The organism is Nocardioides sp. NPDC047086, from assembly GCF_040643685.1.
GTDB lineage: Bacteria > Actinomycetota > Actinomycetes > Propionibacteriales > Nocardioidaceae > Nocardioides.
On the sequence record NZ_JBEYUV010000014.1, the window covers coordinates 76,567 to 89,612 of the forward strand.

The 13,046-nt window shown below is 70.5% G+C and carries 10 protein-coding genes; all 10 read right to left on the reverse strand.

What is annotated here, in order from left to right:
- Positions 1-14: 14 nt before the first annotated feature.
- The gene (gene ftsZ, locus ABZ796_RS12630) at positions 15-1,262 is read right to left on the reverse strand and encodes a cell division protein FtsZ (RefSeq protein ID WP_357337248.1); all 1,248 of its coding nucleotides are present in this window, start codon (positions 1,260-1,262) and stop codon (positions 15-17) included.
- Positions 1,263-1,486: 224 nt separating this feature from the next.
- Positions 1,487-2,425, reverse strand: a complete 939-nt coding sequence (locus ABZ796_RS12635; protein WP_357337249.1) for an FtsQ-type POTRA domain-containing protein — start codon at positions 2,423-2,425, stop codon at positions 1,487-1,489.
- Positions 2,426-2,442: 17 nt separating this feature from the next.
- The gene (gene murC, locus ABZ796_RS12640) at positions 2,443-3,861 is read right to left on the reverse strand and encodes a UDP-N-acetylmuramate--L-alanine ligase (protein WP_357337250.1); all 1,419 of its coding nucleotides are present in this window, start codon (positions 3,859-3,861) and stop codon (positions 2,443-2,445) included.
- A gap of 79 nt (positions 3,862-3,940) precedes the next feature.
- Complete coding sequence (gene murG, locus ABZ796_RS12645) at positions 3,941-5,020, reverse strand: undecaprenyldiphospho-muramoylpentapeptide beta-N-acetylglucosaminyltransferase (protein WP_357337251.1); 1,080 nt, start codon at positions 5,018-5,020, stop codon at positions 3,941-3,943.
- A 13-nt stretch (positions 5,021-5,033) separates the two neighbouring features.
- Positions 5,034-6,326: a putative lipid II flippase FtsW gene (gene ftsW, locus ABZ796_RS12650; protein ID WP_357337252.1), complete on the reverse strand. Its 1,293-nt coding sequence runs from the start codon at positions 6,324-6,326 to the stop codon at positions 5,034-5,036.
- A gap of 153 nt (positions 6,327-6,479) precedes the next feature.
- Entirely contained in the window at positions 6,480-7,943 is a 1,464-nt protein-coding gene (gene murD / locus ABZ796_RS12655) for a UDP-N-acetylmuramoyl-L-alanine--D-glutamate ligase (protein ID WP_357337253.1), read from the reverse strand.
- Positions 7,943-9,061, reverse strand: a complete 1,119-nt coding sequence (gene mraY / locus ABZ796_RS12660; protein WP_357337254.1) for a phospho-N-acetylmuramoyl-pentapeptide-transferase — start codon at positions 9,059-9,061, stop codon at positions 7,943-7,945. The genes murD and mraY overlap by 1 nt, the downstream gene beginning before the upstream one ends.
- Positions 9,062-9,199: 138 nt before the next feature.
- The gene (locus ABZ796_RS12665) at positions 9,200-10,660 is read right to left on the reverse strand and encodes a UDP-N-acetylmuramoyl-L-alanyl-D-glutamate--2,6-diaminopimelate ligase (protein WP_357337301.1); all 1,461 of its coding nucleotides are present in this window, start codon (positions 10,658-10,660) and stop codon (positions 9,200-9,202) included.
- Between the two features lie 139 nt (positions 10,661-10,799).
- Positions 10,800-12,515 carry an MFS transporter gene (locus ABZ796_RS12670; RefSeq protein WP_357337256.1) on the reverse strand — a complete coding sequence of 572 codons (1,716 nt, stop codon included), beginning with the start codon at positions 12,513-12,515 and terminating at the stop codon, positions 10,800-10,802.
- Between the two features lie 55 nt (positions 12,516-12,570).
- Positions 12,571-12,993 (reverse strand): MarR family transcriptional regulator, encoded by a 423-nt coding sequence (locus ABZ796_RS12675; protein WP_357337258.1) that lies wholly within the window; start codon positions 12,991-12,993, stop codon positions 12,571-12,573.
- Positions 12,994-13,046 lie beyond the last annotated feature (53 nt).

Below are 13,046 nucleotides of genomic sequence, written 5' to 3' on the forward strand. Positions count from 1 at the left end.
ACTTGAGGCTGTGCTTACTTCAGGAAGTCGGGAACGTCGAGCTCATCATCGCTGAACTGGACGCTCGGAGCCGGCTTCTTGGCGACCGGGGCGGGCTCGGCCGGCGGAGCCGCGGGCGGAGGCGTGGCCGGGGCCGGGGCCGGGGCCGGCTTGGCGGGCTGGGCCGGCGCGGCCGGGGTCTCCTCCGGCTCCTCGGCGCGACGGCTGGCGACCGCGGTGGCCACCGCGGCGGTCTCACCGTTGTTGGCGGACTGCGAGCCGCTGGCACGGCCCTGCACGCTGCCGAGCGCGGAGGCACCCTCACGACGCTTCGGCATGCCACCGTCGAAGCCGGCCGCGATCACCGTGACCCGGACCTCGTCGCCGAGCGCGTCGTCGATGGTCGCGCCGAAGATGATGTTGGCCTCCTGGTGGACCGCGTCGGCGACCAGCGCGGCGGCCTCGTTGATCTCGAAGAGGCCGAGGTCGGAGCCGCCCGCGATCGAGAGCAGGACCCCGTGGGCGCCGTCGATCGAGGCCTCCAGCAGCGGCGAGGAGACGGCCATCTCGGCGGCCTCGACGCTGCGGTTGTCGCCGCGGGCCGAGCCGATGCCCATCAGCGCCGAGCCGGCGTTGGACATGACCGACTTCACGTCGGCGAAGTCGAGGTTGATCAGGCCGGGCGTGGTGATCAGGTCGGTGATGCCGGAGACACCCTGCAGCAGCACCTGGTCGGCCTGGCGGAAGGCGTCCATCACCGACACGTTGCGGTCCGAGATCGACAGCAGCCGGTCGTTGGGGATGACGATGAGGGTGTCGACCTCCTCGCGGAGCTTGCTGATCCCCTCCTCGGCGGAGTTGGCGCGACGACGGCCCTCGAAGGCGAACGGGCGGGTCACCACACCGATGGTCAGGGCACCGAGGGAGCGGGCGATGCGGGCCACGACGGGGGCGCCGCCGGTGCCGGTGCCGCCACCCTCACCGGCGGTCACGAAGACCATGTCGGCGCCCTTGATGACCTCTTCGATCTCGTCGGCGTGGTCCTCGGCGGCGCTCTCTCCCACGCTCGGGTTGGCGCCGGCACCGAGGCCGCGGGTCAGCTCGCGACCGATGTCGAGCTTGACGTCGGCATCGCTCATCAGCAGGGCCTGGGCGTCGGTGTTGATGGCGATGAACTCGACCCCCTTGAGGCCGACCTCGATCATCCGGTTGACAGCGTTGACGCCGCCGCCACCGATGCCGACGACCTTGATGATCGCCAGATAGTTCTGTGCAGCTCCCACGGTGGTCGCCCCTTCGATCGCTGGTTGGTCCTTACGGCGGGTCCTCAACCCTTACCCTCAACCTGAGGGTTATAGTTATGTCAACCTCGCCGTTCTCAGAACAGTAGGCAGACGTACGTCCTCAAACTGGCGCGACACGCGGACGCGGATCAGTTGTGCCGATCTCGTGCCGTCCGGTAGGGGCAATGTGGCAGAGCCGTCCGGTAGGGAAGAGCCGCAGAGGATCAATCGATGCTCTTGCTGGTGACCGGCTGGCCGGGCACCGAGACGTCGTAGTGGGCCACGTCGGGCTCCGCCTTCATCAACGCGACCAGCACGTCGGCCTTGGTGTCGGACTGGGCGCTGCTCCCCCACACCACCCGCTTGTCGTTGCGCAGCTCCAGCGAGATCGAGTCGACGGTGGTGACCTCGACGTGGTCGACCCTCTTGGCCAGATCCGCCGGGAGCGCCGAGGCCACGGCGGCGGCCTCGCGGAGCGCGTCGGAGTTGGTGCCGGTCACGGTGTTCACCATCGGCAGGCTGGACGGCGCCTTCTTGTAGTCCCAGAAGACGGTGCCGGTCTCGTCGAGCGCGCGGAGCCGGCCGCCGATGGAGACGACAGCCACCGGCGTACGTTCGGTGACGTCGACCCGGATCTTGTCGGGCCACTCGCGCGAGACGTTGACCGAGCGCACCATCGGCAGGCCGTTGAGCACGCGCACCTGCACCGCCTCGAGGTCGGCGGTGGCCAGCGGCTCCCCGACAGGGACCGCGGCGAACTCGACGACCTGCTTGGCGCTGGTCATCTTCATCGAGCCGTGCACCGAGGTGCCCTTGACCTGCAGCCAGGTGGAGAAGTAGACCGCCCAGATCCCGCCGAGCAGGAGCGCGATGACCAGGGTGCCGACGATGAGATAGCGCCAGGCCAGCCAGCGCCGGCGCCACTGGCGCCGGGCGAAGGCCTTACGGCTCTTCAGGGTCGCCGGATCGACTGCCGGACGCTCCGCCTCAGGCTCGTCCGACTCCGCGTCGGTGCTCGCCTCGGAACTCGCCCCGGTGCTCGAACCGGCTTCGGCCGCGGCCTCCTCCGAATCGAGATCGATCTCGTGCTCCCCGGACGCCGACCGGGCGATCTCCAGGGCCTCGGCGATCTCGGTCTCGACGCCCGACCCCTTCTCCGGCATACCCGTCTCCCCCAGCGTTACTGCTCAGCCGTACGTAGCCTGGCGAGCACCATCGGGCCCACCTCGGTCACGGTACCTGCCCCGAGGGTCAGAACCAGGTCACCCGGACGGGCGCGGCGGGCCAGCTCCGCGGCGGCCTCCTCGAGCCCGGCGACGGCGGCGACGCGGTCGGGCGGCAGCGGCACCGCGTCGGCGACCAGCTTGCCGGTGACCTCGGGGTCGTAGTCCTCGCGGGCGAGGTAGACGTCGAGGACGACGACCTCGTCGGCGGCGCCGAGCACGCGGCCCATCGCCTCACCGAAGATCCGGGTGCGCGAGACCATGTGCGGCTGGAAGGCGACGATGAGCCGCCCCTGCCCCGCCACGGACCGGCCGGAGACGAGGTCGCCGGCGATCTCGGAGGGGTGGTGGGCGTAGGAGTCGTAGACGCGTACGCCTGCGGCCTCTCCCTTGCGCTCCATCCTCCGCCGGGTGCCGGTGAAGGACTCCAGCCCCGCCTTGAGCAGGTCGAAGGAGTGACCCAGACGCAGGCCCACGGTGAGTGCGGCCAACGCGTCGGCGACGTAGTGGCGCCCCGGGATCTGCAGGGTGATCCGGCCCAGCTCGTCGAGCCCGTCGACGACGGTGAAGGAGGAGGTGGTGCCCTCCAGGACGACGTCGACGGCGCGTACGTCGGCCAGCTCCGACTCGCCGACGCCGATGAAACGGCGACCGAGCGAGTGGGCGACGTGGCGCAGGTCGGCGGCGCCGGGGTCGTCGATGACCGCGACCAGGAAGCCGTCGGGGGCCAGGCGCCCCACGAACTGGGCGAAACCTTCGCGGTAGGCCTCCTCGGTGCCCCACTGGTCGAGGTGGTCGGCCTCGACGTTGGTGACGACCGCGGCGTAGGGCTTGTAGACCAGGAACGCGCCGTCGGACTCGTCGGCCTCGGCGACGAACAGGTCGCCCGACCCCTCGGCCGCGTTGGTGCCCGAGGCGGCCAGCTCCCCACCGACGGTGTAGGTCGGCGCGGCGCCCGCCGCCTGCAGGGAGACGGTCAGCAGCGAGGTGGTGGTGGTCTTGCCGTGGGTGCCGGCGACGGCGAGGACGCGGCGGCCCTCCATCACCGAGGCCAGGCCGGCCGAGCGCGGGTAGATCCGCAGCCCCTTCTCGACCGCGGCGACGTACTCCGGGTTGTCCTCGCGGATGGCGGTGGAGACGATCAGCGTGTCGACGCCCTCGACCTGGGAGGCCTCGTGACCCACGTAGACGGTCGCGCCCTCCTCGCGCAGCGCCGCGACCATCGAGGAGTCGGCACCGTCGCTGCCGGAGACCTCGATCCCGCGGGCCAGCATGACCCGGGCGATCGCGGACAGGCCTGCCCCACCGATGCCGATGAAGTGGACCCTGCCCAGCTGTTCGGCCGGAAGGATGTGCTCAGGAACCGGGACCCTCATGCCGCCACCTCCGTCGAGAAGAAGCGAGGATACGGACGCGGCGGCATGTTGCCCTGAATTGTCACTCGCTTGCGCTCGCTCATCGCGAACCTCCTCCTTGCGCGGTCTCCATCACGATCCGCGCCAGCCGCTCGTCGGCGTCACGCGGGACCAGGTCGCTGGCGGCCTTGGACATCGCCTCGAGCCGGGCGCGGTCGGTGACGATCGGGGGTACGTGGCTGGTGACCCACGCGGCGCTCATCTCGGCGTCGGAGACGAGTACGGCGCCACCGGCGTCGACGACGGCGCGTGCGTTGAGCGACTGCTCGCCGTTGCCGATCGGGAGAGGTACGTAGACGGCCGGGACCCCCACGGCGCTCGCCTCGATCACCGAGTTGGCGCCGGAGCGGCAGATCATCAGGTCGGCCGCGGCCAGCGCGAGGTCCATCCGGTCGACGTAGTTGAGGACGTGGTAGCCAGGGCCGGGCGAGGCCAACTCGTTCTTCGGGCCGATCACGTGGAGCACCTGGATCCCGTTGCTGGCCAGGGCCGGGTAGGCGCCGGAGACCGACTCGTTGATCGTCCGGGCGCCCTGCGAGCCGCCGGTGACCACGATCGTGGGGCGCTGCTGGTCGAGCCCGAAGAAGCTGCGCGCCTCGGCGCGCAGCGCCCAGCGGTCCAACGTGGAGATCATCCGGCGGATCGGCAGCCCGATGTACTCGGCCTTGGGCAGCTTGGTGTCCGGGAAGCTCACCGCGACCCGGTCGGCGACCCGGGCACCCGCCTTGTTGGCGAGACCCGGCATCGCGTTGCCCTCGTGCACGACGATCGGGATGTGGCGCCGCTTCGCGGCGAGATAGGCGGGCATCGAGACGTACCCGCCGTAGCCGACGACCACGTCGGGCCGGATCCGGTCGAGCACCTCGTAGGTCGCGTCGACCGCGCCCTTGAGGTTGGCCGGCACCTTCAGCAGGTCGCTGCTGAGCTGGCGCGGCATCGGGACCGGCGGGATCAGCTCGAGCGGGTAGCCCGCCGCGGGGACCACCTGGTTCTCCAGGCCGCGAGGCGTACCGAGGCAGGTCACCTCCACGCTGGGGTCGAGACGGCGCAGGGCGTCAGCCGTGGCGAGCAGAGGGGATGTGTGTCCAGCGGTGCCACCGCCGGCGAGGAGGGCCTTCATGATGCGTCAGAACTTATCTGGTGCGTTGAGCGGATCGGTAGGCGGCTGCCTGGCGTGCGCGATCCTTTGCCAAGGCTTTACGGTGCTTCAGCGCTGCCGCCGCCGCGGGTTCACGACGGGCGAAGCCGATCACGACGCCCAGCGCCACCATCGAGGGGATCAGCGCCGAGCCGCCGTAGGAGACCAACGGCAGCGGGATGCCGATGACCGGCAGCAGCGCGAGCACCATGCCGACGTTGATGATCATCTGACCGAGCAGCCAGACCAGCACGCCGAAGCTGAAGTAGCGTACGAACGGCCGGTCGGTCTGGCGCGCGACCTTGACCAGCGCGAAGGCGAGGGTCAGGAAGAGGCCGACGACGAGCAGGGTGCCGACCAGGCCGAGCTCCTCGCCGAGCACCGCGAAGATGTAGTCCGTGTGGGCCTCGGGCAGGTCGCCCCACTTCTGCTGCGAGGCCCCGATCCCCTGCCCCAGGACACCGCCCGAGCTGAGCGCGTAGAGACCGTGGGAGGGCTGCCAGCCCTGCCCGTGGTAGTCCTTGAACGGGTCCACGAAGCTGGTCAGCCGGGCGAGCCGCTCGGTGTCGGTGCTGATCAGGAACAGCACCGAGACACCGATGATCGAGATCGCGATCCCGAACAGCCGCCCGGGCGCTCCGACCACCCACAGCATCCCGAGCACGATCGCAAAGAAGACCAGGGCGGTGCCGAGGTCCTTGCCGGCGAGGACGAGCCCGGTGGCCACCGCGATGCCCGGCAGGACCGGCATCAGCACCTCGTGGAGACTGTCGAGCCGGCGGTCCTTGAGCGCGTAGACGTGGGAGGACCACAGCACGATCGCCAGCTTGGCGATCTCGGACGGCTGGATCTTGATGGGGCCGGCGCCGATCCAGTTCTGCTGTCCGTTGACGTCGTGGCCCAAGAAGATGGTCAGGAAGAGCAGCACGCAGGCGACGACGTAGCCGGGCCACGCCAGCCGGCGCAGGTGCTTCGGCCTGATCTTGGAGGCGATGAACGCACACGGGATACCGATGATCACCCAGAGCACCTGCCGGCCGACGATCGCGTAGGAGTTGCCCATGTACTGGTAGGACCACACGCTCGAGGCGCTCAGCACCATGATCAGCCCGATGGTGAGCAGCAGCGCGGTGCTGGTGAGCAGCAGGTAGTAGGCGGCCAGCGGCCGGTTCAGGGCCACCCGCAGCGCGTGGAACCAGGCCTTGAGATAGCCCAGAACCGACTTCGGGTACGCCTTGTCCGGCTCCGCCGGGCCGGGACCGGTCTGGTCGGGGCTGGTGGTCGTCACGGCCTACCTCCCAGTTGCGGTGCGACGTACGTCCATTACATTCTCGCCGCCGTCTCCGCGTTCGCGGTGCATCTCCCCCGCGTGTCGTCGTCCCTCCGCTGGTCGAGCCGCGAGCGCCAGCGAGCGTCTCCGGCGGCTCGACCAGCGGGCGAATTACAGCTGGCGGCGTACGGCCTCGGCGAAGGCGTCGCCGCGGGCCTTGTAGTCGCGGAACTGGTCCTGGCTGGCGCAGCCGGGGGCCAGAAGCACGGTGTCACCGGGCTTGGCCAGGGCGGCGGCGATCTCGACGGCCTCTTCGAGAGCGGCCTGGCCGTTCGGGTCGTCGAGCTCGACGATCTCCAGGTCGCCGGCATGGGCGGAGAGGGCGGAGGCGATGACGTCGCGGTCCTGGCCGATCAGGATGACGGCGCGGAGCCGGTCGTGGATGGAGGCGACCAGGTCCTCGAAGCGGGCTCCCTTGGCCAGGCCGCCGGCAATCCAGATCACCGGGTCGTAGGCCTGCAGCGAGGCCTGGGCGGCGTGCGGGTTGGTCGCCTTGGAGTCATCGACCCAGGTGACGCCGCCGGACTCGGCCACGACCTCGATGCGGTGGCCGTCGGGGCGGAACGACTTCAGGCCGTCGCGTACGGCGGCCTGGGAGACCCCGTGCGCCCGGGCGAGCGCGGCGGCGGCCAGCGCGTTCTGGAGGTAGTGGGGTGCGGAGGAGGCGAGGTCGGAGATCTGGCACAGCTCCGCGGCGGAGGTCTGACGCTCCTCGATGAAGGCCCGGTCGACCAGGATGTCCTCGACGATCCCGAGCTGACCCACCGCCGGGGTGCCGAGGGTGAAGCCGATCGCCCGGGCGCCCTCGACGACGTCGGCCTCCTCGACGAGGTGCATCGTGGCCTCGTCGGCGACGTTGTAGACACAGGCCAGCTCGACGCCCTCGTAGACGCGGCCCTTGTCGGCGGCGTACTCCTTCATCGAGGGGTACCAGTCGAGGTGGTCCTCGGCGATGTTGAGGACGACGGCCGCCTCGGCGCCCATCGAGGAGGTGTAGTGGAGCTGGAAGGAGGAGAGCTCGACGGCGAAGACGTCGTAGGGCTCGGGGTCCATCACGGCCTCGACGATCGGCAGGCCGACGTTGCCGACGGCGACGGACCGGAGCCCAGCCGTACGCAGGATGTTGTCGAGCATCTGCACGGTCGTGGTCTTGCCGTTGGTGCCGGTGACCGCCAGCCAGGGCGCGGCGTTGTCGGGGTCGCGCAGCCGCCAGGCGAGCTCGACCTCTCCCCAGATCGGGATCCCGCGCTCACGCGCCTGGGCGAGCAGCGGAGCCGTCGGCCGCCAGCCGGGCGAGGTGACCACGACGTCGACGTCGTCGGGCAGCACGTGGGTGGCGCCCTCGCCGAGGCGTACGTCGGCACCCAGGATGCCGAGGAGCTTGGCCTTCTCCTGGCGCTCCTCGTCCCCCGGCGACTCGTCCAGAGCGATCACGCTCGCACCGAGGTGGGTCAGGTTGTCGGCGGCCGCGAAACCGGAGACACCGAAGCCGGCCACGACCGCCTTCACGCCCTCCCAGGAGTCGTTGCGACCGAGCTTGTCGAGCTTTTCAGCCATGTCGTCGGGCTCAGTCATCAGATGGTCGCCACCCATTCGGCGTAGAAGATTCCCAGGCCCGCCGCGACGCAGAGGCCGGTGATGATCCAGAACCGGATCACCACGGTGACCTGTTCCCAGCCGAGCATCTCGAAGTGGTGATGGATCGGTGTCATCCGGAAGATGCGCTTCGGGGTGCCGGTCACCTTGCGGGTGATCTTGAACCAGCCCGTCTGCAGGATCACCGAGACCGTCTCGGTGACGAAGAGGCCGCCGAGGATGATCAGCAGGAACTCGGTGTGCGACAGGATCGCGAAGCCGGCCAGCACCGAGCCGAGCGCGAGCGAGCCGGTGTCGCCCATGAAGATCTTCGCGGGGCTCGCGTTCCACCACAGGAAGCCGATGCACGCGCCGCTGATCGCGGCGCCGAGGATCGCCATGTCGAGCGGGTCGCGGACCTCGTAGCAGGTGCCGATCTCCACGCTCGGGCGGCCGCAGCGCTGGTTGTTCTGCCAGATCGAGATGATCGTGTAGGCGGCGAAGACGATCGCCGAGGAAGCCGCCAGCAGGCCGTCGAGACCATCGGTGAGGTTGGTGGCGTTGGACGTGCCGGTGACCATGATCCAGAAGATGACCAGCAGCAGCGCGCCACCGAGCCAGTAGAGGATCCCGTCGCCGCCGAGGAAGTGGGGCCCGAAGTCTCGGATGAAGGAGAGCTGGTCGGCCGCGGGGGTGATGCCGTCGGCGTTGGCCAGGCCCGGGTGGATCGCCACCGCGCCGAAGCCGACTGCCACCAGCGTCTGCCCGACCATCTTGGACCACGCGCGCAGACCGAGGTTGCGCTGCATGAAGACCTTGATGAAGTCGTCGACGAAGCCGACCGCGGCCATACCCACCAGCAGGAACAGCAGCAGGTAGGCCGTCGCGCTCGGGGCGTCGCCGGTCAGCAGCTTGGCCGCGAAGTAGCCCACGACAACCGAGATCACGATCGCGACGCCACCCATGGTCGGGGTGCCGCGCTTGGTGCGGTGGGTCGTCGGCCCGTCCTCGCGGATCTCCTGGCCATAGCCCAACTTCGTGAACTGTACGATCGCAAATCGGGTGCCGAGCAGCGAGAACAGAAGCGCAATCGCTCCGCTCAGCAAGATCGCTCTCATGTCAGCCGGGTGCCTTCCTTGCCATGCCGTTCCTGGTCCTTGCCCCCGGGCCGGTGTGCATAGCGAAGACACCGGCCCCGGGCATTCTTCCCTACGGCTTCGCCGGCTCTGCGGCACCCCGCCGTATCAGCACATCGATCACTGTGACGCCAGCGCCGTACGTACGACCTCGCGGTCGTCGAACGGGTGGGTGACGCCGTTGATCTCCTGGCCCGTCTCATGCCCCTTACCTGCGACGACGACGATATCGCCCGGCTCGGCGAGGCTGATCGCACGGACGATCGCGGCCCGCCTGTCACCGATCTCCTCGACGCTCGCGCGCCCGCCGGTGGTGCCCTCCAGCACCTGGCGCCGGATGCTCGCCGGGTCCTCGGTGCGGGGGTTGTCGTCGGTGACGATCACGTGGTCGGCCAGACGTGCGCTGATCTCCCCCATGATCGGCCGCTTGCCGGTGTCGCGGTCTCCCCCGGCACCGATCACCACGATCAGCCGGGACTCGGTCAGCGGCCGCAGCGTGCCGAGCGCGGCCTCGACCGCGTCCGGCTTGTGCGCGTAGTCGACCACCACGGTGAACGGCTGGCCCTCGTCGATCCGCTCGAGGCGTCCCGGGACACCGGAGCCCTTCGCGAGGGCGGTGGCGACCTCACGCACCACGCTCTCCTGGCCATACGCGTGGTGGATGGCGGCCAGGGCGGCGAGGGTGTTGCTGACGTTGTAGTCGCCGGCCAGCGGGCTGGCGCCCGGGAACTCCAGGTCGTCGGGGCCGTGGACGGTGAAGCTGGAGCCGTCGGGGCGCAGCTCGACGTCGGTGGCGCGCCAGTCGGCGGCGGCGTCGTGCAGGGCGTAGGTGAGGATCGGGATGGTCGCCTCGGCGGCGAGGCGACGGCCGTGCTCGTCGTCGATGTTGACGATGCCCAACATCGCCCGCTCCGGGGTGAAGAGGTCGGCCTTCGCGGCGTAGTAGTCCTCCACCGTCTCGTGGAAGTCGAGGTGGTCGCGGCCCAGGTTGAGGAAGACGGCGACGTCGAAGACGACGCCGTCGACGCGGCCCATCACCAGAGCGTGCGAGGAGACCTCCATGGCGCACGCCTCGGTCCCCTCCTCGACCATCCGGGCGAAGAGACCGTGCAGGTCGGGAGCCTCGGGCGTGGTCAGCGGCGTCTTGACGTCGCGTCCACCGATCCGGGTGCCGACGGTGCCGATGACACCGGCGCGGTGGCCGGCGTCGAGCAGCGCACTCTCGGCCAGCCGGGTGGTCGTGGTCTTGCCCTGGGTGCCGGTCACGCCGATCAGCCGCAGCCTGCCCGACGGGTTGCCGTAGACGCGGGCCGAGAGCGCGCCGAGCACCTTGCGCGGCTGCTCGACGAGCAGCACCGGCACCTCGGCGAGACCCTGGGCCTCCAGCTGGGCGGCGCCCGCGGCATCGGTGAGCACGGCGACCGCGCCTGCCTCGACGGCCCCCGCGGCGTAGCCGGCACCGTGTGCCCGGCTGCCGGGGAGCGCGGCGTAGAGGTCACCGGGCAGCACCCGTTGGGAGCTCAGCGTGACCCCGGTGACCCGGGCCTCGCCGCGCACCTCCAGGCCGAACTCGCCGGCCAGGTCGGCCAGCGACACCGGCTCGGTCACTCGCGGGCGGGTCGGGCTCTGAGGATCCGCCGTCTCGTACGCACTGCTCACCTGCCGAAGGTTATCCGCCCGGCGGGACCAGGTCCCGCCGGGCCGACATCAGGCGTGGCGCTCAGGCGTGGCGCAGCTGGGTCAGCGCCGCGGCGCTGAGCTCGTGCGGCTCCTGGCCGGGAACGACCAGCACGACGGGTACGCCGGCGTTCCGCACGACCGCGGAGGTGATCGAACCGTCGGCGAGCTGCGCGGCACGGCCACGGGGCGAGGAGCCGAGCGCGATCGTCCGGACCCGGGCCTCGGTGGCGTACCTGGCCAGCTCCATCCCTGCGCTGGCGTGGTCGCCGACGCTGTGCAGCACCAGGCCGGTCGCGGTCACACCGCGGGCGGCGAGGCGGTCCAGGTGGGCGCGTACGGTCGCGGCGGCCGTCTCCGGGTCCTCCGCGTCGATCGCCAGCTCCTCGACGACCTCGGTCTCGCGGACGTGGACGATCTCGAGCGGCGCTCCGTCGGCGGCGGCGATCTCGGCGGCCCGGTCGACGACCGCATCGGCGTCGAGGGTGGCGCCGACGGCGACCAGCACCGGCCGGCCCTCACCGCGCACCGGCCCGACGGGCTCGAGCGTCGGGGCGACCAGCTCGGCGGTCTCGGCCGACTCGGCGGCCGCGATCAGCCGGTGGCCGCTGGCCAGGACGGGGATCGCGATCAGGAACGCGGCGGCACCGACGTAGAAGGCCACCGACTGGTCGGTCGCCTCGGCGATCTTGCCCGCGGCGAACGGCGCGAGGCCGCCGCCGATGAAGCGTACGAACCCGTAGGCCGAGGACGCGATCGGCCGCTCCACCGGCGAGACCAGCATGACCGCCTGGGTGGTCAGCGTGTTGTTGAGACCGACGAAGATGCCGGAGAGGATCACGGCCACGATGACGACGGTCGGCGTGGAGACGCCCAGGCCGATGACGGCGAGCAGGACGCCGAGGCCGAGCAGGTTGACGTAGAGGGTCGGCGCGGTGCCGAAGCGGCGCTGCGCCCACGGCGCGCCCCACACGGCGAAGACGGCGACCAGGATGCCCCAGCCGAAGAAGACCCAGCCGAGCTGCAGCGGGTCGTGCAGCCCCATCGGGTAGGGCGCGTAGCCGAGCAGGGTGAAGAAGCCCCAGTTGTAGAGCAGCGCCATGATGCCCATGGTCAGCAGCCCGCGGTGGCGCAGCGCGGCGAGCGGTGCGAGCAGGGTGACCTTCTTCTCCGGCTTGGGCGTCGGCGGCAGGAAGACCAGGGTCGCGACCAGCGCGATCGCCATCAGCGCGGAGACACCGAAGAACGGGCCGCGCCAGGAGATGCCACCGAGGACGCCGCCGAGGAGCGGGCCGACCGCGATGCCGAGACCGAGCGCGGTCTCGTAGAGGATGATCGCTCCCGCGAACCCTCCGGTCGCCGAGCCGACGATGACGGCGAGGCTGGTGGAGATGAACAGCGCGTTGCCCAGGCCCCAGCCGGCCCGGAAACCGACGATGCCGTCGACCCCGTCGACGGTCCCGGCCATCCCGGCGAACACGACGATCAGCACCAGGCCGAGGATCAGCGTCCACTTGGCCCCGATCCGGCTGGAGACCCAGCCGACGCCGATCATCGCCACGGCGGTCACCACGAGGTAGCTGGTGAACAGCAGCGACACCTGCGCGGGCGTCGCCTCCAGCTCCTCGGCGAGCACCGGCAGGATCGGGTCGACGAGCCCGATGCCCATGAACGACACCACGCACGCGAACGCGACCGCCCACACGGCACGTGGTTGCTTGAACGGGCTTGCGGCAGCTGCCCCTTGGTGGGAGCTCATTCTCTTGCCTCTTCTCAGACGTTGGTTTCGTACGCGGCGCCGGCAGGCCGGCGCGTCAGGAATCGAGCACGGCGTCGACGAGCCGGTCGAGGGCGGGCAGCGCCGCCGCGATGGCGGCGCGGTCCTCGGCGGAGACCCGGGCCAGGGCGGCGTCGAGCACACCGGCTCGCTGCCCGCGCCTGGTCTCGAGGACCTCTCGCCCGGCGTCGGTGATCTCGACCAGGACCGCCCGCCGGTCGGCGTCATCGGCGACCCGGGCGAGCAGCTCCTGCTGGGTGAGCCGGTTGACCAGCTGCGTCATCGCGGGCTGGGACACTCCGGCGATCCTGGCCAGATCGGTGACCCGCTGCGTCCCGGTCCGGGCCAGCACACCGAGTACCGTCGCCGCGGTCGGCGAGATGTCGCCCGCGGTCGACACCTCCCGCACCAGTCGCACCACCTTCTCGAGGGCGAGCGAGAGATCACGTCCGGAAGCCATACTCACAGGTAAAACATAACATACCTATGTTATGCATCGCGAGTCGGGTAACA